Genomic DNA, 19,559 nt, shown 5'->3' on the forward strand with positions numbered 1-19,559 from the left:
CGAGATGCCTGCTGTCAGGCGATCAGAGCTGCTCGCCGACGAAGACCGTCAGGTCGACGAGACGGTTGGAGTAACCCCACTCGTTGTCGTACCAGCCGATGACCTTCACGTTCCTGCCCTCCTGGACCATGGTCAGGGAGGAGTCGAAGGTGCAGGAGGCCGGGGCGTTGACGATGTCGGAGGAGACGATCGGGTCCTCGGTGTAGTAGAGGATGCCCTTCAGCTCGCCCTCGGCGGCCTTCTGGAAGGCGGCGTTGATCTCCTCCTTGGTGACCTCGCGGCCGAGCTCCAGGACGAGGTCGGTGACCGAGCCGGTCGGGACCGGGACGCGCATCGCGATGCCGTCCAGCTTGCCCTTGAGCTGCGGCAGCACCAGGGCGGTGGCCTTGGCCGCACCGGTGGTGGTCGGGATGATGTTCTCGGCGGCGGCGCGGGCGCGGCGCAGGTCCTTGTGCGGGAAGTCCAGGATGCGCTGGTCGTTGGTGTACGCGTGCACCGTCGTCATCAGGCCCTTGACGATGCCGAAGTTCTCGTCGAGGACCTTCGCCATCGGCGCCACGCAGTTGGTGGTGCAGGAGGCGTTGGAGATGACGTGGTGCTTCGCCGGGTCGTACTGGTCCTGGTTGACGCCCATCACGATCGTGACGTCCTCGTCCTTGGCCGGAGCCGAGATGAGGACCTTCTTGGCACCGCCGGCGATGTGCTTCTCGGCGTCGGCCTTCTTGGTGAAGATGCCGGTCGACTCGATGACGATGTCGACGCCGAGCTCGCCCCAGGGGATCTCGGCGGGGTTGCGCTCGGCGAGCACCTTGATGGTCCGGTCGCCGACGGTGATGGTGTCCTCGGTGTGCGAGACCTCGTAAGGGAGGCGGCCGAGGATGGTGTCGTACTTCAGCAGGTGAGCGGTGGTCGCGGTGTCACCCAGGTCGTTGACAGCCACGATCTCGATGTCTGCACCCTGCTCCAGCAGCGCGCGGAAGTAGTTACGACCGATGCGGCCGAAGCCGTTGATGCCTACGCGGATCGTCACGAACCGATCTCCTCGTTGGTACGCCGGCCCGATGTGCCGGCGAGCTGTGTTTGGGATGTCCCCGACCGCCTACGACCCTACCTCTCCGAGGCCCCCGGAGTGACATCGAGACGGCCCATACACGGCACGGCGGTCCGTACCCGCCAGTAGGGGTACGGACCGCCCCGGGCGACGGGGCAGATCACCCGATTTCGCTACACTGCGTCGACCCCGGTCGACCGTTCGGTCACTCCTTCAGGGCCCTGAGCGCAGCCCGCACCACGGCCGCCCGGTCGGCCGCCGAGGTGAGGTGCTCCAGTCCGAAACCGAGCAGGACGGTGTCGTCCGTGGTGACGGCTCCGTAGGTGCGGAACAGGACTCCGGTGCGGGTCCAGTCCTTGCGCACGGCCGGGCTGCCCGGGGGCGGTCCGGCCGCCTGCCAGTCCCCCAGCGAGCTCTCGAAGCCCTCGGTGGCCTGTGCCGTGCCGCCGACGACGAGCGCGGTCTCGTCGGCCAGCACACCGCGGCCGCCGGTGCCGGGGTCGGTGACATAGCTGATCGACACCTCGGCGGTGCGCCCGGCGTAGCCGCTCAGGTCGAACTCGACCTGCTGCCAGCCGCCGGAGGCGCCGGTGAGGCCGTGCCATGCACCGCTGGTGCCGGTCGCGGTGCAGCCGTCGGAGGACACGGTCAGATACCGCTCCAGCCACGGGTGCCCCCCGACGTAGAAGCCGGCCTCGCACTGGGTCGGTACCTCGGTGGAGGTGGCGCCGCCCGCCTCGGGCAGCGTGGTCCAGTCGTCGGACCCTGCGGTGCGGGCCTCGACCAGCACATGGTCGTAGCCCTCCTCGGTGTCCCACAGCAGCCGGGTACGCAGAGCGGGCCGCTGATCCGGGGTGACGCCGGTGAGGTCGACGGTGCGGGTCAGGCGCTTGTAGGCGTCGTCGGTGTGCACGGCGGCGGCCATGAAGTCACCCGCATAGGGCCCGTACGGGTTGACGGTCCCGGCGAACTGTCCCGCGCCCCCACTGGCGAACTGCGGGTAGGTGCCGGGGGGCAGTTCGTCCGAGGTGACGCTGTAGGTCCCGGCCCGGTCCAGCGGGTTGCCGGGGGCGTCGCCGAGCGGGCCGCCGGCGCCGTCCAGGGGGCCGGAGCCGGCGAAGCCGGTGGCGCCCGGGGTGGAGGTGCGGGTGTAGGCGCCCAGGTAGTACTGGCTGAAGTCGTTCGACAGGGTGCCGTCGCCGAGGTCGACGCTGCCGCCCGCCTGCTCGCCGGCCTCGATCAGCTTCCCGCCCTCGTTGAGGTGGGCGCGCAGCTGGAGCTGGGTGGCGTTGCCCGGGACGGCCGCGCCCGTGTAGTGGACGACGGTGCCGAAGTGCGAGAGGACACCGAGCGCGTCCGGCGCTCCCCGGGTGGCCACGTCCCACACGACGGCGCGGCGTCCGGCGGCTCTGAGCGCGTCCACGTAGTCCTGTGCCCGGGTGGCCTTGGCGCCCTCCTCGGCGACGACCAGGACGTCGGCGCGCGGCCGTTCGGCGACCGTGTAGGTGAAGTGCTCGCTGGAGACGCGCTTGCCGTACCTGCCGTGTTTCGTCCGGCCGGTGAACCACACCTCGACCTTGTCGCCCGGTTCTCCGTCCTTGACCTTGGCACGGTACTCGTCGAAGTACAGGTTGTCCTCGCCGCCGTAGGTCTCGCCGCCTCGCCAGGGCCTGAGGCGCATGTGGTGCACCCGGCCGCCGTTGACGCGGTACTTCAGCTCCTTGTCGCGGAGCGACTTGCGGACGACGACCGAGACCTCCTGGTCCCCGCCGCGGGAGTACGAGGTGGTGAACTCGGCCGGGGTGAAGTCGGCGGCCTCCAGGCCGGCGGCGGAGGACGGCCGGTCGGGGTGAGCGGCGGACTCGGCGACGGAGAGCGCGAAGGGGACGTTCTTGGCGAACTCCTCCTGGATCAGCTTCTCGTCGTCGGGGAAGGTGAAGATCGACCGGCAGTCGCGCGCCTCCCACGCGTCGTCGGGGTGGGCGTCGGAGACCGTCTGGCAGGTCGACATCTCGGGGGTGAACATCGCCACGCCGTTGACGTTGGCGGCGTGGCCGTCGGTCTCGCCGTTGGTGGTGTACAGCTCCGAGGAGACCTGCGGGCGGTAGCCGGGGACCGCGGAGTTCTCCGGTGTGCCGGCGAGCGCCTCGTAGAGGACGTCGTCCGGGGTGTCGGTGGCGACCTGCCAGCCGACGCCGTAGAGGAGCAGTTCGGCGGCCGAGTGGTAGTTGATGCCGTAGGTGAAGCCGATCCGCTTCTGGAAGGCGTCCAGTGCCCGGGTCTCGGGCTCGGAGCCCGGGGCGTCGCCGCGGTAGGTCTGGCTGCTAGGGCCGGGGGACGAGCCCTCGTCGTCGTATCCCCACTTGTAGGGGAAGTTGCGGTTGAGGTCGACACCGTCGCCGGTGGTGATGGCGCCGTCGCCGTTGACGTCGCGCAGGTTCTTGCGCCACAGCCGGTTGGCGTCGCTCGCGAAGGTGTGGTCGTAGCCGTCGGGGTTGGCCGAGAGCACGAACCACAGTTCGGTGGAGTCGACGATCCGCTTGATCCGCCGGTCCTTGTTGTAGTTGTCCAGGTAGTGGTGGAGCAGCCGCCTGGTCATCTCCGGGGTGATCCACTCGCGCGCGTGCTGGCCGGACATGTAGAGGACGGCGGGCTTGGCGCCGTCCCGGGTCCATCTCGCGTGCCGGGTGAGCTTGACGGCCAGGATGTCCTGGCCCCTGATCGTCCTGCCGATGGAGACGACCTTGGTGAGGCGGGGGTGCTCGCGGGCGGTGCGGAGGATCTCCTGCTGGAGGCCGCCGCGCCCGCTGTAGGGGCGGAAGACGCCGTCGGCGGCGTTCTCGACCCGCTTCTCGGCCTGGGTGGACAGGGTGTGCTCGGTGAGCTCGACGCCCTGTTCCGCCAGCTCGTCGGCCTGCCGGTCGGTGAGCTGGACCTCGACGGTGGCGCTGCCCTGCTCGGGCACCTGCTCACCGAGCTCGTGGCCGTCCTGGCCGGCGGCCAGCAGCAGGGGTACCTGGCGCTGGGTGACGTCGGCGTGGAAGACCTTCACTTCGTCCGCGTCCTGGTGCGGGGACGCAGGAGGAGCCGGTTGTGCCTGGGCTACGGGTGCGAAGCCCGCTCCACCGAGCAGGAGCGCGCCGACGGCGAGGATCGATCTCGCTCTATGTCTCATGAACCCCCCTTGCAGAGGTCCGCCACAGCAGCGAACAGGTTGCCAGGCTCATGACACCTCAAGATCGAGTCAAGAGCGCGACTTCGACACGCGGTCGCCGGTGCCGGTCACCCAGGTGGGCGCCGGAACCGGCGTGTTGACGGGAGCGGTCGGGGGTGTGCGGGCCCTGGGGCGTGGCGTGGGGGCGTGGGGGCGGTGGAGGCAGTGGGACTGGAAGCAGTGGGGGCCGCAGGGCTGTCAGGGTTGCGGGACTGTCAGGTTGCGGGACCACCGGGGTCTCGGCAGCACCGGGGTCTCGGCAGCACCGCCGGGTCACGGCACCGCCGACGCCGAGACGGGGCCGATGCGGCAGGACCGCCGACGTCACGGCACCGGCGACGCCGAGACGGCACCGGCGACGCAGGACCGCCGGGGCGGCCCTCAGCCCGCGAGGTTGTCCGCCAGTTCCTCGGAGAGGTTGGCCTCCGTCCCCGGGACACCGAGGTCGGCGGCGCGCTTGTCGGCCATGGCCAGCAGCCGGCGGATGCGGCCGGCGACGGCGTCCTTGGTCAGCGGCGGGTCGGCAAGCGCGCCCAGCTCCTCCAGGGAGGCCTGCTTGTGCTCCATGCGCAGCCGGCCGGCCGCAGCCAGGTGCTCGGGAACGTCCTCGCCAAGGATCTCCAGCGCACGCTGCACCCGGGCCCCGGCGGCCACCGCGGCGCGGGCCGAGCGGCGCAGGTTGGCGTCGTCGAAGTTGGCGAGCCGGTTGGCGGTGGCGCGGACCTCACGGCGCATCCGCCGCTCCTCCCAGGCCAGCACCGAGTCGTGGGCGCCGAGCCGGGTGAGCAGGGCGCCGATCGCGTCACCGTCGCGGACGACGACCCGGTCCACACCGCGCACTTCACGGGCCTTGGCGGCGATCGACAGCCGGCGGGCGGCGCCGACCAGGGCGAGCGCGGCCTCCGGGCCCGGGCAGGTCACCTCCAGGGAGGAGGAGCGGCCGGGCTCGGTGAGCGAGCCGTGCGCGAGGAAGGCGCCGCGCCAGGCGGCCTCGGCATCGCAGGTGGCCCCGGAGACGACCTGCGGGGGCAGTCCGCGGATCGGCCGGCCCCGGCCGTCGACCAGGCCGGTCTGGCGGGCCAGCTGGTCACCGCCGGCGACGACCCGGACGACGTAGCGCGAGCCGCGCCGAAGGCCGCCCGGGGCCATCACGATCAGCTCGGAGCTGTGACCGAAGATCTCCAGGATGTCCCGCTTGAGCCGACGGGCCGCCATCGAGGTGTCCAGCTCCGCCTCGATCACGATGCGCCCGCTGACCAGGTGAAGGCCGCCGGCGAACCGCAGGACGGCGGAGACCTCCGCCTTTCTGCAGCAGGTCCGGGTGACGGGGAGCCGGGAGATCTCGTCCTTCACCGCTGCCGTCATCGCCATGGGCCGATCCTTCCATGCATCCGAAAAATACGGTCGTACGCGGCGGCCAGCAGCTCCGGGTCGTGCCGCGGGGTCCCGTCGGTCCGGGCCACCGGAGCCAGCTCGACCGCCGCGCCGAACCGCTCGGCGGCGTCGGTCAACGAGTCCCGGTCGGGCACGGCGGCCTCGTCGGCCAGCACCACGTCCAGGGCGAGTTTAGGGGCGTGTCGTCCCAAAACCTCCAAATGACGCTGCGGGGAGAAGCCCTCGGTTTCTCCGGGCTGCGGGGCGAGGTTCAGGGAGAGTACCCGGCGAGCCTTGGTCTCGGTGAGGGCGTCCAGGAGGTCGGGCACCAGCAGGTGCGGGATGACCGAGGAGAACCAGGAGCCCGGGCCGATCACCACCCAGTCCGCGTCGAGGACGGCCTCGACCGCCTCGGGCACGGCGGGCGGGTCGGCGGGCAGCAGATGCACCGACTGCACCTCACCGCGGGTCAGGGCGACCGTCGCCTGGCCGCGGACGGTCCCGACCTCCTCGGCCCGCTCCGGGTCATGGCCCCTGACCAGTGCCTGGAGCTCCAGCGGCACGGCCGACATGGGCAGCACCCGTCCGTGCGCGCCGAGCAGCTTGCCGACCAGGTCCAGCGCCTGGACATGGTCGCCGAGCTGCTCCCACAGGGCGACGATCAGCAGATTCCCGACCGCGTGGCCGTGCATCTCGCCCCGGGACTGGAAGCGGTGCTGGATGACCCTGGCCCAGGTCTGGCCCCAGTCGTCGTCACCGCACAGCGCGGCCAGCGCCTTGCGCAGGTCGCCGGGCGGCAGCACACCCAGTTCGTCGCGGAGCCGGCCGCTGGAGCCACCGTCGTCGGCGACGGTGACGACGGCGGTGAGGTCGCCGGTGATCCGGCGCAGGGCGGCGAGAGAGGCGGACAGGCCCATGCCGCCGCCCAGGGCGACGACCTTGGGCTGGGTGCCGCGGCGGCGCGGCCGGCCGCCGCGGGCCTCGGCGAGCCGGGCGGTGCGGCTGCCGCCGCCCCGGCCGCGGCCCTCGGGCACCACCCGGCGCAGCCTGCTCAGCCGCGGAGTACGTCCGGTCATTCCCGTCCCATGTCCCGGTGGACGACCACCGTCTCCACGCCCTCGGCGGCGAGCCTGGCGGCGAGCTTCTCCGACATGGCCACCGAGCGGTGCTTGCCGCCCGTGCAGCCTACGGCGATCGTCACATAGCGCTTGCCCTCACGGCGGTAGCCCGCGGCAACGAGCTGCAGCAGCTCGGCGTACCGGTCGAGGAACTCCTTGGCACCTGGCTGGTTGAGGACGTAGGCCGACACCTCCTCGCTGAGGCCGGTGAACGGGCGCAGCTCCGGGACCCAGTGCGGATTGGGCAGGAACCGCATGTCCGCGACCAGGTCGGCGTCGACGGGCAGGCCGTACTTGAAGCCGAAGGACATCACGGTGGCCCGCAGCTCCGGCTCCTCCTCGCCCGCGAACCGGGCGTCCATCTTGGCGCGCAGCTCGTGGACGTTGAGACTGGAGGTGTCGATCACCAGGTCGGCGTCGCCGCGCAGCTCGCGCAGCAGCTCGCGCTCGGCGGCGATGCCGTCGACGATCCGGCCGTCGCCCTGCAGGGGGTGCGGGCGGCGCACCGACTCGAACCGGCGGACCAGGGCGTCGTCGGAGGACTCCAGGAAGACGATCCGCCGGGTGACGCCCCGGGCGTCGAGGTCGGCGAGGGACTCGCGCAGGGCGTCGAAGAAGCGGCGGCCACGGACGTCGACGACGACCGCGATCCGGGCCACGTTGCCCTGCGAGCGGGCGCCGAGCTCCACCATGGTGGGGATCAGCGCGGGCGGCAGGTTGTCGACGACGAACCAGCCGAGGTCCTCCAGACACTTCGCGGCCGTCGAGCGGCCCGCCCCGGACATGCCGGAAATGATCACCAGCTCGGGGATGGCCGCCTCGGGCGCCCCTGCCGTGTCCTTGCCCGTACTCACCTGTGCTCCGTCGTCGTGCGTCTGTGCTGCGTCGGCACCCGGCGGGTCGCCGCCGGTCTGCCGGATGGCCGGATCAGGACCGGCCGGCTGATCCGCCCGGCCCTTACGGGTGCCGGCCGGCTGATCCGCCCGGTCCGTACCGGTGCCGGCCGGCTCGTCCGCCGGATCCGGGCCGGTCGGTCGGTACGCCTGGTCCCGCTGGGCTGCGGGCCCGCTGTGGTGCTCGGTCATCTCTCCTGCCCCCGTCGTTCGTCCGCGGAGCCCGCGGGAACGGGCTCCGCCGGGGCCTCGGCCGTCGTCCCGGGCGCCCCGTCGTCCTCTTCCATGATCTCTCCCGTCGCCGTGTTCACGGCGGGAGCGGCCGGCTCCGACCGGGCGAAGGCCGCGAGCACGGTCTCGGCCGTCTTGCGGCCTATGCCGGGGACCTCGCAGATCTGGTCCAGGGTCGCCGACCGCAGCCGCTTCACCGAACCGAAGTGCTTGATCAGTGCCTGCTTGCGGGTCTCGCCGAGGCCGGGCACATCGTCCAGGGGACTCGACCGGAAGCGTTTGGCGCGCTTGGTGCGCTGGTACGTGATCGCGAAGCGGTGGGCCTCGTCACGGACCCGCTGCAGCAGATACAGGCCCTCGCTGGTGCGGGGCAGCACGACCGGGTCGTCCTCACCGGGCAGCCAGACCTCCTCCAGCCGCTTGGCCAGACCGCACACCGCGATGTCGTCGATGCCGAGCTCGTCCAGCGCCCGCTGGGCGGCGGCCACCTGCGGCTGCCCGCCGTCGACGACCACCAGCTGCGGCGGGTAGGCGAAGCGCCTGGGGCGGCCGTCGTCGTCCTTGAGCCCCGGTCCCGTCCCGGCGGCCTCGCCGTCGGGCAGCTCCTCGCCCTCGGCCCACTCGCCGGTCCTCTCCTTCTCGGCGAGATAGCGCCGGAAGCGGCGGGTGATCACCTCGTGCATCGAGCGGACGTCGTCCTGCCCGGCGAATCCTCGGATCTGGAAGCGGCGGTACTCACTCTTGCGGGCGAGGCCGTCCTCGAAGACGACCATGGAGGCCACCACGTCGTCGCCCTGGAGATGCGAGATGTCGTAGCACTCCACGCGCAGCGGGGCGCTGTCCAGGTCCAGGGCGTCGGCGATCTCCTCCAGGGCGCGCGAGCGGGTGGTCAGGTCCGAGGCGCGCTTGGTCTTGTGCAGGGCGAGCGCCTGCTGGGCGTTGCGCTGCACCGTCTCCATCAGGGCCTTCTTGTCGCCGCGCTGCGGGACACGCAGGGACACCGCCGAGCCGCGCCGCCCGGCCAGCCACTCCTGCACGGGATCCACCGGATCGGGCAGCGCCGGGACCAGCACCTCCTTGGGGACTGCGTCACCGCGCTCCTCGCCGTAGAGCTGCTGCAGGGCGTGCTCCACCAGGGCGCCGGTGGTGATCTCCTCGACCTTGTCGGTGACCCAGCCGCGCTGGCCGCGCACCCGTCCGCCGCGGACATGGAAGATCTGGACGGCCGCCTCCAGCTCGTCCTCGGCGACGGCGATCAGATCGGCGTCCGTCGCGTCGGCGAGCACCACGGCGTTCTTCTCCATGGCCTTGCGCAGCGCGCCGATGTCGTCGCGCAGCCGGGCCGCCCGTTCGTACTCCATCTCCTCCGCGGCCTCGCCCATCTGCTTCTCCAGACGGCGCAGATAGGTGCCCGTGCGGCCGGTCATGAAGTCGCAGAACTCCTCGGCGAGCTCCCGGTGGTCCTCGGCGGAGACCCGCTCGACACAGGGCGCGGAGCACTTGCCGATGTAGCCGAGCAGGCACGGGCGGCCGGTGCGCGCGGCGTTCTTGAAGACGCCGGCCGAACAGGTGCGGACGGGGAAGACGCGCAGCAGGAGGTCGACGGTGTCGCGGATGGCCCACGCGTGCGCGTACGGGCCGAAGTAGCGCACGCCCTTCCTCTTGTGGCCGCGCATCACCTGCACGCGCGGGAACTCCTCGTTCATCGTCACCGCGAGGTACGGGTAGCTCTTGTCGTCGCGGTACTTCACGTTGAACCGGGGGTCGTACTCCTTGATCCAGGAGTACTCCAGCTGCAGCGCCTCGACCTCCGTGGACACCACCGTCCACTCCACCGAGGCGGCCGTGGTGACCATGGTGCGGGTGCGCGGGTGCAGGCCCGCCAGGTCCTGGAAGTAGTTCGCCAGGCGCTGGCGCAGGCTCTTCGCCTTTCCGACGTAGATCACCCGACGGTGCTCGTCACGGAACCTGTACACCCCGGGGGAGTCCGGGATCTGTCCCGGACTGGGGCGGTAGCTGGAGGGGTCGGCCATGACTCACACCCTACTGGCGTGGACCGACACTCCGTCGGGCCTGTGGACGGCGCCCCGCGGTGCCCGTCGCCCCTTCCCCGACCGTCCGGTCCCCGGCCCGTGCGATCTCGGCCAGCAGACCGACGCCGTCGCGCCCAAGGTGTTGTCGGGACTAGGTCAACACGCTTCAATGCGGGGGAACTCGGGGCCCTGAACGGCGGCGTGCATGTGAAGACGCCTTTCGCCGTGCCGGGGGGGCGGTACCGGGGCCTGGAGCGTCGAACGGTCTGACCAGCCGTGGTGAACATTCACAGAAAGGCCCCCTGCATGCCGCACGCCACACAGCACGCGGACGTCGCCACCGCGGAGCTCGACTCCGCCCTGCGAGGTGGCCCCTTCCACGTCGCGCTGCGCGCCGCGATCGCCGCGCGCGGGCTGCCGCTGCAGCGTGTGCAGCACCACCTGTCCCGGTACGGGGTGAAGGTGGGCGTCACGAGTCTGAGCTACTGGCAGCAGGGCGCCCGGCGCCCGCAGCGCCCCGAGTCCCTGCGCGCGGTGCGGGCCCTGGAGGAGATCCTGCAGCTGCCCGAGGAGTCGCTGATCCGGCTGCTCGCCGAGTCCGACCCGCACCCGTCCGAGCAGCGGCCCGCGGCCCGCTCCTACCGCGCCCACATGGCGGCCTCGGGCGCCCTGGAGTGGCTGCTGGCCGAGCTGGACCTGCCGCCGGGCGGCGGGGTGCACACCGTCGCGCACCACGAACGGGCCCGGATCGGGCGCCACCGTGAGCTGGCGGGCCGCGAGTCGCACCACATCGTCCGCGCCCACCGTGACGGGGTCGACCGCTTCGTGGCCGTACACCACGGCGACCCGGGGTGTGCGCCGGGCCGGATGACCGTGCACGCGCTGGAGAACTGCCGGACCGGACGCGTCCGGCGGGACCACGAGACCGGGATGCTGGTCGCCGAACTGCTCTTCGACACCCGGCTTCGGGCCGGGGACACCCACCTCTTCCGGTACGGCGTCGAGGACGGCACGGCGGGCGTGTCCCGCGAGTGTGTGCGGGGCTTCGACACGGCGGGCGGGCAGTACGCGCTGCAGGTGCGGTTCGACGCGGCGGCCCTGCCGGTGCGCTGTCACCGGTTCACCCAGCACTCGGCGGCGGCGCCGCGCGGCGGACGTCAGGAGCTGGCGCTCAGCGGACGGCACCACTCCGTGCATCTGGTGGAGGCGCGGGTCCGGTCGGGGATCGTGGGGATCGGCTGGGACTGGGAGTGACCGTGCAGGGGTGAGACAGGTCAGGGAGGAGGCGCGGTCGCTCCACGGGTGCGATGACGGGCCGGGACCCGAGCGGCCTGGTCAGGCCTCCGGGCCGACGACGATCCGGCCGTTGTCGATCTGGACCGGGAGCTCCTTCAGCGGCACCGTGGCGGGGGCGTCCAGCACCTCGCCGGTCGTGGCGTCGAACCGGCTGCCGTGGCAGAAGCAGGTCAGCGTCGTCCTCTCCAGCTTGGTCATGGGGCACCCGGCGTGCGTGCACACCGTGCTGTACGCCTTGAGGGAGCCGTCTGCCGCCCGGCTGACCACCACCTTCTGCTCCCGGTACAGCTTCGCGTCGCCCTGGGCGACCTCCTTCTCGCTCCCGAGGTCGACCGGCTCGGTCAGCCTGCCGGGGTCGGGGCGCTCCCCCGGCGAGCAGGCCGCGGCGCCCACACCGGCGACTGGGGCGACGGCCGCCGAGCGCAGGACGGTGCGACGGCTCGGGGCGGGACGGCCGGGCATGGGGTCTCCACTGGTCAGGGGCTCAGGGGTGATGTGCGGGCTGGTATCGAGCGGTGTACGCCGACGATAGCGAGGGGCCTGGGGAGGACCGAGGGCGGGGCACCGGGCCAAGACGTAGACGTGTGCGCAGACGTGTGCGCAGACGTGTGCGTAAACGCTTGCGCAAGCGTTTACGTCTCACCGCCGGATGGGATACGGTCCGGGCCGGTGGCCCTGCTGGGTCACCCTGGCAGGAGGGAGCGGACCACGCCGATGGCGACCATGGCCGACGTGGCACGGAGTGCAGGAGTCTCCGTGGCGACCGTCTCGCATGTCCTGAACGGCACCCGGCCGGTGCTGCCGCACACCCGCCAGGCGGTCCTGGACGCCGTCGAGGAACTCGGCTACACGCCGAACACGCTCGCCCGCTCCCTGGTGACAGCCCGGACCCGGTCCGTCGGGCTGGCGGTGTCGGCCATCAGCAACCCGTACTTCACGGAGATCCTCCAGGGCGTGGAGACCGCCGCCCTGGAGCACGGGTACGGCCTGCTCGTCGCCGACCCGCACGACGACCCCGCGCACGAGCGCACGGCCGTCCAGCTGCTGCACGAACGCCGGGTGGACGGCATGATCGTCGCGCCCTCGGCGGACCCGGGAGATCTCGTCGGCTATCTGCAACGCCACCGGGTGCCGGCGGTGTTCCTGGACCGGGTCGTGGACGCCGAAGGCGACGACCGCGGCGCCCCGCGCTTCGACCAGGTGTGCGCCGACAGCGCCGAGCCCACGCGGCTGCTGGTCACCCACCTCGCGAGGCTCGGGCACCGCCGGATCGGCCTGGTCGCGGGCCGTACCGGGCTCAGCACGACGCGGGAACGGATCACCGGGTACCGGCACGGGCTCGCGGCGGCCGGGCTGCCGTACGACGAACGGCTCGTGGTGCACGGGGACTCCGAGGCGTCCGGCGGTACCCGGGCGACCGAGGTGCTGCTGTCCCTCGCGGTGCCGCCCACCGCGCTCGTCACCGGCAACAACACCATGACGATCGGTGCGCTGCGCGCCCTGCGCGACCGCCGGCTGTCCGTGCCCGGCGATCTCGCCGTGTGCTGTTTCGACGACTTCGCCTGGGCCGATCTGTTCGAGCCCCGGCTCACCGCGATCGCCCAGCCCAGCAGAGAGATCGGCGCCGAGGCCCTCCGGGTGCTGCTGGAACGGCTCGCCACGCCGGACCGGCCCGCCCGGACTCTGCGGCTGCCCTGCACGTTCGTGCACCGCACGTCCTGCGGCTGCCCCGAGCAGCACCCGTCCGAGCAAGTCCCCGTCAGGGCCGAAGAAGGGACCGTCCCGTGATCGTCGTCGCCGGTGAGGCACTGATCGACCTGGTACCGCAGGGCACGGGCGCCCTCTCCTCCCTGACGCCGGCGCTGGGCGGCGGCCCGTACAACACTGCCGTGGCGCTGGGCCGTCTGGGCTCCTCCACGGCGTTCTGCTCCCGGGTGTCGTCCGACGCCTTCGGCGAGGCGCTGCTGGAGCGGCTGCGGACGAGCGGCGTGGACGTGTCCGGGGTGCAGCGCGGCACCGAGCCCACGACCCTCGCCGTGGCCTCGGTCGACGCCGGCGGCTCGGCCGCGTACTCCTTCTACGTGGACGGCACGGCGGATCGGCTGTTCGCGGCACCGGACGAGCTTCCGTCCGGTACCCGAGCGGTCTCCTTCGGCACCTGCTCGCTGGTGCTGGAGCCCGGGGCGAGCGCGTACGAGCAGCTGATGCGGCGGGCCTCGGCCCAGGGGCTGTTCACGGCGCTGGACCCGAACATCCGGCCCGGACTGATCGCGGACCCGGAACGCTACCGGGCCCGGTTCAGGAGCTGGCTGCCGTCGGTGTCGCTGCTGAAGCTGTCCGCCGAGGACGCCGAGTGGCTGGGCGGCAGCCCCCGTGAGTGGCTGGCCGCGGGACCGGACGCGGTGGTGATCACCCACGGCGGTGCCGGACTGACCGCCTACACCCGGGACGGTGGCGAGTGCACGGTGCCCGGCGAGCGGGTCGATGTGGTCGACACGATCGGTGCCGGCGACACGGTGAACGCCGCCCTGCTGCACGGCCTCGCGGTGCGGGACGCGCTCGGTGCGGGGGCGGCGGGCGTGCTGGGCGCGGAGGGCTGGGCGGGGCTGCTGGGCTTCGCGGCCCGCGCGGCGGCGGTCACCTGCTCGCGCGCGGGCGCGGAGCCGCCGTACGCCCACGAGATGGCGGACTGACATCCCGCCCCGGAGGCATGCGCACGCCGTCCGGGGGCGGCGGGCTCGGTCCATGGAACGGAGGGCCCGCGGCGCGCCGGGGCGGTCTTCGAGGTGGTCCGGAGCGGCGGCCGTGGGATCGTCCGCGGGGAGGTGGCCGATGATGTGCTGCCCCTCGTCGGGGAGCGTGAGCGTCTCCCGCAGCAGCCCCAGCGGGGCAGACTCAGAGTGTCTCAGGCGGTCCGGCCCGGCAGGCGGTTCATGGCGCGGGCAGCGGCCTGACCGGGCCCGTCGGGCCGATCGGGCACCGGGCCTCTGCTCCGCCGGGCGGGGCAGAGGCCCGGTGCCGCCGCGGCGTCAGGTCTTGCTCGCCCGGGTCGCCTTCTTCGCGGCGGCCTTGGTGACCTTGGTGGTCTTCGTGGCCTCGGCCGTCTTGGCGGCGGTGCTGTCGACCGTCTTGGTGGCGGTCTTTCTGGTGGTGGTCCGGGCCGCCACCGTCTTCTTCGCGGCCGTCTTCTTCGCGGCCGTCTTCTTGGCGGTCTGCTTCGCCGGTGCCTTGCGCGGCGCCGGCATCGAGGCCGCGTCGCTGATCCGGTCGGCTCCCAGGATGTCCCGCAGGAACTTGCCGGTGTGGCTGGTCGGGACCGAGGCGACCTCCTCGGGCGTACCCTCGGCGACGACCAGGCCGCCGCCGGCGCCGCCCTCGGGGCCCATGTCGACGATCCAGTCGGCTGTCTTGATCACGTCCAGGTTGTGCTCGATGACGATCACCGTGTTGCCCTTGTCCACCAGGCCGGACAGGACGCTCAGCAGCTTGTTGATGTCCTCGAAGTGCAGTCCGGTGGTCGGCTCGTCGAGGACGTAGACCGTGCGCCCGGTGGAGCGGCGCTGCAGCTCGCTGGCGAGCTTCACGCGCTGCGCCTCACCGCCGGAGAGAGTGGTCGCGGACTGGCCGAGCCTGACGTACCCCAGGCCGACGTCCTTGAGGGTCTTCATATGGCGGGAGATCGCGGGAACCGCCTCGAAGAAGTCCGTGGCCTCCTCGATCGGCATGTTCAGGACGTCGGCGATGGACTTGCCCTTGTAGTGGACCTCCAGGGTCTCGCGGTTGTACCGGGCGCCGTGGCAGACCTCGCACGGGACGTAGACGTCCGGGAGGAAGTTCATCTCGATCTTGATCGTGCCGTCGCCCGCGCAGTTCTCGCAGCGCCCGCCCTTGACGTTGAAGGAGAACCGGCCGGGCAGGTAGCCGCGGACCTTCGCCTCGGTGGTCTCGGCGAACAGCTTGCGGATGTGGTCGAAGACACCGGTGTACGTCGCCGGGTTGGAGCGCGGGGTGCGGCCGATGGGCGACTGGTCGACGTGGACGACCTTGTCGACGAGGTCGTCGCCGTCCACGCGCGTGTGCCGGCCGGGCACGCTGCGCGCGCCGTTCAGCTCGCGCGCCAGGTGTGTGTACAGGATGTCGTTGACCAGCGTGGACTTGCCGGAGCCGGAGACGCCGGTGACGGCGGTGAACACGCCCAGCGGGAAGGACACGTCGATGTCCTGGAGGTTGTTCTCCCTGGCACCGTGCACCGTGAGTCTGCGGCCCGGGTCGTGCGGGCGCCGGATGCCGGGGAGCGGGATGGCCTTCTTGCCGGCGAGATACAGCCCGGTGTGCGAGTCCGCGTTGGCGAGCAGCTCCTCGAGGGAGCCGCTGTGCACCACCTTGCCGCCGTGCTCACCGGCGCCGGGGCCGATGTCGACGATCCAGTCGGCGGTCTTGATGGTGTCCTCGTCGTGCTCGACGACGATGAGGGTGTTGCCCATGTCCCGCAGCCGGACGAGGGTCTCGATCAGCCGGTGGTTGTCGCGCTGGTGCAGGCCGATGGAGGGCTCGTCGAGGACGTACAGGACGCCGACGAGTCCGGAGCCGATCTGCGTGGCCAGGCGGATGCGCTGGGCCTCGCCACCGGAGAGGGTGCCGGCCGCGCGGTTCAGCGAGAGGTAGTCCAGGCCGACGTCGACCAGGAACCGCAGTCGCTCGTTGACCTCCTTCAGCACCCGCTCGGCGATCTTCTTGTCCCGGGCGGTGAGCCTGAGCTCGCCCAGGAAGTCCGCGCAGTCGCTGATGGACATCGCGGAGACCTCTGCGATCGACTTCCCCATGATCGTGACCGCGAGGACGACGGGCTTGAGGCGGGTGCCCGAGCAGCTGGGGCAGGGCACCTCGCGCATATAGCCCTCGAACCGCTCCCGGCTGGCGTCGCTCTCGGCCTCGCTGTGCCGGCGCTTGACGAAGGGGACGGCTCCCTCGAAGGCGGTGGTGTAGCGGCGCTCGCGGCCGTACCGGTTGCGGTAGCGCACCTCGACCTGGGTGCGGTGGCCGTGCAGCAGGGCCTTCCTGGCGCGCTGCGGCAGCCCGCCGAAGGGGATGTCGGTGCGGAAGCCGAGGGCGTCGGCGAGGGCACCGATCAGACGGCCGAAGTAGTCCTTGGTGTGGCCGTGCGACCAGGGGTGGATGGCACCGTCGTCGAGGGACTTGTCCGGATCCGGGACGATCAGCTCGGGGTCGACCTCCATGCGCGTACCGATGCCGGTGCAGTCGGGGCAGGCGCCGAAGGGGGAGTTGAAGGAGAAGGAGCGCGGCTCGAGCTCCTCGAAGGACAGGTCGTCGTACGGGCAGTACAGGTGCTCGGAGTACATGCGCTCGCGCTCGGGGTCGTCCTCGGGGAGGTCGACGAAATCGAGCACCACCATACCGCCGGACAGGCCGAGCGCGGTCTCCACGGAGTCGGTGAGCCGGCGCTTGGCGCTGTCCTTCACGGTGAGGCGGTCGACGACCACCTCGATGGTGTGCTTCTCCTGCTTCTTCAGCGTCGGCGGGTTCGACAGCTGGACGGTCTCGCCGTCCACGCGCGCGCGGGAGTAGCCCTTGGTCTGCAGGTCGGAGAAGAGGTCGACGAACTCGCCCTTGCGCTCGCGCACCAGGGGTGAGAGCACCTGGAAGCGGCTGCCCTCGGGCAGCTCGAGGACCCGGTCGACGATGGCCTGCGGCGACTGGCGCGAGATCGGGCGGGCGCACTCGGGGCAGTGCGGCTTGCCGATGCGGGCGAAGAGCAGGCGCAGGTAGTCGTAGACCTCGGTGATGGTGCCGACCGTGGAGCGCGGGTTGCGCGAGGTCGACTTCTGGTCGATGGAGACCGCCGGGGAGAGGCCCTCGATGAAGTCGACGTCCGGCTTGTCCATCTGGCCGAGGAACTGGCGCGCGTACGAGGAGAGCGACTCCACGTAGCGCCGCTGGCCCTCGGCGAAGATGGTGTCGAAGGCCAGGGAGGACTTGCCCGAACCGGACAGGCCCGTGAAGACGATGAGCGCGTCACGAGGCAGGTCGAGCGACACGTTCTTCAGATTGTGCTCGCGCGCGCCACGGACGATGAGACGGTCGGCCACGCCGGTCCGCACCTTTCTTGAGAGAAGCGACAGGGGCGGGGCCCCCGTCTTTTCTCAGACTAGAGGGAGCCACTGACAACGCCGGTCGGATTCACGGGTTGTCAACAAACCCCGGCCCTCCAGCATGCCCGACGCCGCACTCGACCATATAGCACGCGCATTCGATTTTGGGCGCAGGTCCGACCGCTTCACCCGAAGGTGTGGCTGGGACTAGGGTCAGCACCATGATTGATCACGCTCATGACCTGGCGTCTGTACATGACGCGACCGAGCGGCTGCTCACCGCGGTCGGCAAACTGGACGACGCGGCCGTGGCCGAACCGTCACGGCTGCCGGGCTGGACCCGCGGCCATGTCCTGGCCCACCTCGCCCGCAACGCGGACGCCCTCGTGAACGTCCTCGGGGGCCGCCCCATGTACCCCTCCGCCGAGGCTCGCAACGCCGACATCGAGCGGGACGCCCCGCGCGCCCTGGACGCCCAGCTCGCGGACGTGCGCGAGAGCGCCGCCCGATTCCGGGACGCCGGGGCCGGGCCGGCCGACTGGTCGCGCACGGTGGAGCTGCGCAACGGGGTCACCGACTCGGCGTCCCGGGTGCCGTTCCGGCGGTGGATCGAGGTCGAGCTGCACCACGTGGACCTCGGCATCGGGTACGAGCTGGAGGATCTCCCGGCGGAGTTCACCGAGCGGGAGATCGCGTTCCTGGCGGACCGGTTCGCCGGGCACGCCGATGTGCCGGTCACGCGCCTGACGGACGGCACGCGCGCGTGGAGCACCGGCGGCGGTGCCCAGGGCGGCCCGGTCACCGTCGAGGGTGCGCCCGCCGAGCTGCTCGGCTGGCTCGCCGGACGCCGCGAAGGCACCGCGCTCACCGTGACCGGCGGTTCCCTGCCGACGCTGCCACCGCTGTAGGCGGTCGGCGGTTCCCGGGGCACCGAGCGGGGCTAGGCTGGCCGTCATGACGTACAGCGGAGACGTGACGGTGGGCGGTCCTGCCGACGTGCACGAGCTCAAGGACCTGATGATCACCAAGGTCGCGGTCGGCCCCATGGACAACAACGCCTATCTGCTGCGCTGCCGGGCCACCGACGAGCAGCTGCTGATCGACGCCGCCAACGACGCGGACGCACTGCTCGGAACGATCGGTGACGACGGCATCGCGTCCGTCGTCACCACCCACCGGCACGGCGACCACTGGCAGGCACTCGCCGAGGTGGTCGCCGCCACCGGCGCCCGCACCCACGCCGGCCGGTACGACGCGGAGGGCATCCCCGTGCCGACCGACGTGCTGCTCGACGACGGCGACACCGTCCGGGTGGGGCGTGTGGAGCTCACCGCGCGCCACCTGGTCGGGCACACACCGGGCTCCGTCGCCCTCGTCTACGACGACCCGCACGGGCACCCCCATGTCTTCACCGGGGACTGTCTCTTCCCGGGCGGCGTGGGCAGCACCTTCAAGGATCCGAAGGCGTTCGAGAGCCTGATCCACGACGTCGAGACGAAGATCTTCGACGTCCTTCCGGACGAGACCTGGGTCTACCCCGGCCACGGCCGGGACACCACCCTGGGCGCGGAGCGTCCGCAGCTGCCGGAGTGGCACGCGCGCGGGTGGTGAGTCCCGCGGGCCCGGGACCGGGGCGCGGGCTCAGGTTCCGGCCTGCCCCTCCCCCACGAGGGCCGCGATCCGCTCGACCCCGAACACGTACCCCTGGATCCCGCACCCCGCGATGACGCCGTCGGCGCGCAGCGAGACGTAGGAGTGGTGCCGGAACTCCTCGCGCCGGTGGATGTTGGAGATGTGGACCTCCACCACCGGAAGCCCGTCGCAGGTGTTGAGGGCGTCCAGGATCGCCACGGACGTGTGCGAGTAGGCGGCCGGATTGATCACGATCCCGCTGTGGTGCAGCCGTGCCTCGTGGATCCAGTCCACCAGCTCGCCCTCGTGGTTGGACTGCCGGAAGTCCACCGAGCCGCCGTGCGCCGCGGCGGCCTCGGCGCACATCGCCTCGATGTCGGCGAGGGTGCCGGAGCCGTAGATGTCCCGCTGGCGCTGGCCCAGCAGGTTCAGGTTGGGGCCGTTGAGGATCATGATCGGGGCATTGGCCAGGCTGCGGGGCACGGTTCCTCCGGTCCGTCGGCGGTGCTGCGGCCCGGCGGGACCGCAGCTCGTCCCCGGTCTATCACGGTGCTCCGGCGCGCCCCCGCGCGCCCCGTAACCGGCGATCACCGTGGGTGGTTTGACG

The 19,559-nt window shown here is 71.8% G+C and carries 14 protein-coding genes; 5 read left to right on the forward strand and 9 right to left on the reverse strand.

Features of this window, described 5'->3' with window-relative positions:
* Positions 1 to 22: 22 nt before the first annotated feature.
* From gap to uvrC, 6 genes are all read right to left on the reverse strand, one after another.
* Entirely contained in the window at positions 23 to 1,030 is a 1,008-nt protein-coding gene (gene gap, locus V5O46_RS00090) for a type I glyceraldehyde-3-phosphate dehydrogenase (RefSeq protein WP_332882251.1), read from the reverse strand.
* Between the two features lie 226 nt (positions 1,031 to 1,256).
* A complete protein-coding gene (locus tag V5O46_RS00095) occupies positions 1,257 to 4,226 on the reverse strand; it encodes a M14 family metallopeptidase (protein WP_332882252.1) in 2,970 nt (989 codons plus the stop codon).
* 420 nt (positions 4,227 to 4,646) lie between these two features.
* The gene (gene whiA / locus V5O46_RS00100) at positions 4,647 to 5,636 is read right to left on the reverse strand and encodes a DNA-binding protein WhiA (RefSeq protein WP_332882253.1); all 990 of its coding nucleotides are present in this window, start codon (positions 5,634 to 5,636) and stop codon (positions 4,647 to 4,649) included.
* Positions 5,627 to 6,715 carry a gluconeogenesis factor YvcK family protein gene (locus tag V5O46_RS00105; protein ID WP_332882254.1) on the reverse strand — a complete coding sequence of 363 codons (1,089 nt, stop codon included), beginning with the start codon at positions 6,713 to 6,715 and terminating at the stop codon, positions 5,627 to 5,629. Before V5O46_RS00105 ends, whiA begins: the two co-directional genes overlap by 10 nt.
* The gene (gene rapZ / locus V5O46_RS00110; RefSeq protein ID WP_332882255.1) at positions 6,712 to 7,842 is read right to left on the reverse strand and encodes an RNase adapter RapZ; all 1,131 of its coding nucleotides are present in this window, start codon (positions 7,840 to 7,842) and stop codon (positions 6,712 to 6,714) included. The genes V5O46_RS00105 and rapZ overlap by 4 nt, the downstream gene beginning before the upstream one ends.
* Positions 7,839 to 9,914: an excinuclease ABC subunit UvrC gene (uvrC, locus tag V5O46_RS00115; protein ID WP_332882256.1), complete on the reverse strand. Its 2,076-nt coding sequence runs from the start codon at positions 9,912 to 9,914 to the stop codon at positions 7,839 to 7,841. Before uvrC ends, rapZ begins: the two co-directional genes overlap by 4 nt.
* Before the next feature lie 306 nt (positions 9,915 to 10,220).
* On the opposite strand from uvrC, the gene V5O46_RS00120 reads away from it, so the two are divergent.
* A complete protein-coding gene (locus tag V5O46_RS00120; RefSeq protein WP_332882257.1) occupies positions 10,221 to 11,168 on the forward strand; it encodes a hypothetical protein in 948 nt (315 codons plus the stop codon).
* 81 nt (positions 11,169 to 11,249) lie between these two features.
* Here the strand turns inward: V5O46_RS00120 and V5O46_RS00125 are convergent, their stop codons facing one another.
* Positions 11,250 to 11,672, reverse strand: a complete 423-nt coding sequence (locus tag V5O46_RS00125; protein ID WP_332882258.1) for a Rieske (2Fe-2S) protein — start codon at positions 11,670 to 11,672, stop codon at positions 11,250 to 11,252.
* 252 nt (positions 11,673 to 11,924) lie between these two features.
* Here V5O46_RS00125 and V5O46_RS00130 point away from each other — a divergent pair, with 252 nt between their 5' ends.
* Both V5O46_RS00130 and V5O46_RS00135 read left to right on the forward strand, forming a co-directional pair.
* Positions 11,925 to 12,998, forward strand: a complete 1,074-nt coding sequence (locus V5O46_RS00130; protein WP_332882259.1) for a LacI family DNA-binding transcriptional regulator — start codon at positions 11,925 to 11,927, stop codon at positions 12,996 to 12,998.
* Entirely contained in the window at positions 12,995 to 13,903 is a 909-nt protein-coding gene (locus V5O46_RS00135; protein WP_332882260.1) for a carbohydrate kinase family protein, read from the forward strand. Before V5O46_RS00130 ends, V5O46_RS00135 begins: the two co-directional genes overlap by 4 nt.
* Positions 13,904 to 14,239: 336 nt before the next feature.
* On the opposite strand, the gene uvrA is transcribed toward V5O46_RS00135, so the two are convergent.
* Entirely contained in the window at positions 14,240 to 17,317 is a 3,078-nt protein-coding gene (gene uvrA, locus V5O46_RS00140) for an excinuclease ABC subunit UvrA (protein WP_332882261.1), read from the reverse strand.
* 224 nt (positions 17,318 to 17,541) lie between these two features.
* On the opposite strand from uvrA, the gene V5O46_RS00145 reads away from it, so the two are divergent.
* A complete protein-coding gene (locus V5O46_RS00145; RefSeq protein WP_332882262.1) occupies positions 17,542 to 18,228 on the forward strand; it encodes a maleylpyruvate isomerase family mycothiol-dependent enzyme in 687 nt (228 codons plus the stop codon).
* 46 nt (positions 18,229 to 18,274) lie between these two features.
* Positions 18,275 to 18,931 (forward strand): MBL fold metallo-hydrolase, encoded by a 657-nt coding sequence (locus V5O46_RS00150; RefSeq protein ID WP_332882263.1) that lies wholly within the window; start codon positions 18,275 to 18,277, stop codon positions 18,929 to 18,931.
* Between the two features lie 30 nt (positions 18,932 to 18,961).
* On the opposite strand, the gene aroQ is transcribed toward V5O46_RS00150, so the two are convergent.
* Positions 18,962 to 19,435 (reverse strand): type II 3-dehydroquinate dehydratase, encoded by a 474-nt coding sequence (gene aroQ, locus V5O46_RS00155; RefSeq protein WP_332882264.1) that lies wholly within the window; start codon positions 19,433 to 19,435, stop codon positions 18,962 to 18,964.
* Positions 19,436 to 19,559 lie beyond the last annotated feature (124 nt).

It is taken from the genome of Streptomyces poriticola, assembly GCF_036689765.1.
In the GTDB taxonomy this organism is placed as follows: domain Bacteria; phylum Actinomycetota; class Actinomycetes; order Streptomycetales; family Streptomycetaceae; genus Streptomyces; species Streptomyces poriticola.

Excerpts from the sequence above, each read along its gene's own strand:
- V5O46_RS00095 (WP_332882252.1), bottom strand. The coding sequence starts at position 4,226 with ATGAGACATAGAGCGAGATCGATCCTCGCCGTCGGCGCGCTCCTGCTC.
- whiA (WP_332882253.1), bottom strand. The coding sequence starts at position 5,636 with ATGGCGATGACGGCAGCGGTGAAGGACGAGATCTCCCGGCTCCCCGTC.
- V5O46_RS00105 (WP_332882254.1), bottom strand. The coding sequence starts at position 6,715 with ATGACCGGACGTACTCCGCGGCTGAGCAGGCTGCGCCGGGTGGTGCCC.
- rapZ (WP_332882255.1), bottom strand. The coding sequence starts at position 7,842 with ATGACCGAGCACCACAGCGGGCCCGCAGCCCAGCGGGACCAGGCGTAC.
- uvrC (WP_332882256.1), bottom strand. The coding sequence starts at position 9,914 with ATGGCCGACCCCTCCAGCTACCGCCCCAGTCCGGGACAGATCCCGGAC.
- V5O46_RS00120 (WP_332882257.1), top strand. The coding sequence starts at position 10,221 with ATGCCGCACGCCACACAGCACGCGGACGTCGCCACCGCGGAGCTCGAC.
- V5O46_RS00125 (WP_332882258.1), bottom strand. The coding sequence starts at position 11,672 with ATGCCCGGCCGTCCCGCCCCGAGCCGTCGCACCGTCCTGCGCTCGGCG.
- V5O46_RS00130 (WP_332882259.1), top strand. The coding sequence starts at position 11,925 with ATGGCGACCATGGCCGACGTGGCACGGAGTGCAGGAGTCTCCGTGGCG.
- V5O46_RS00145 (WP_332882262.1), top strand. The coding sequence starts at position 17,542 with ATGATTGATCACGCTCATGACCTGGCGTCTGTACATGACGCGACCGAG.
- V5O46_RS00150 (WP_332882263.1), top strand. The coding sequence starts at position 18,275 with ATGACGTACAGCGGAGACGTGACGGTGGGCGGTCCTGCCGACGTGCAC.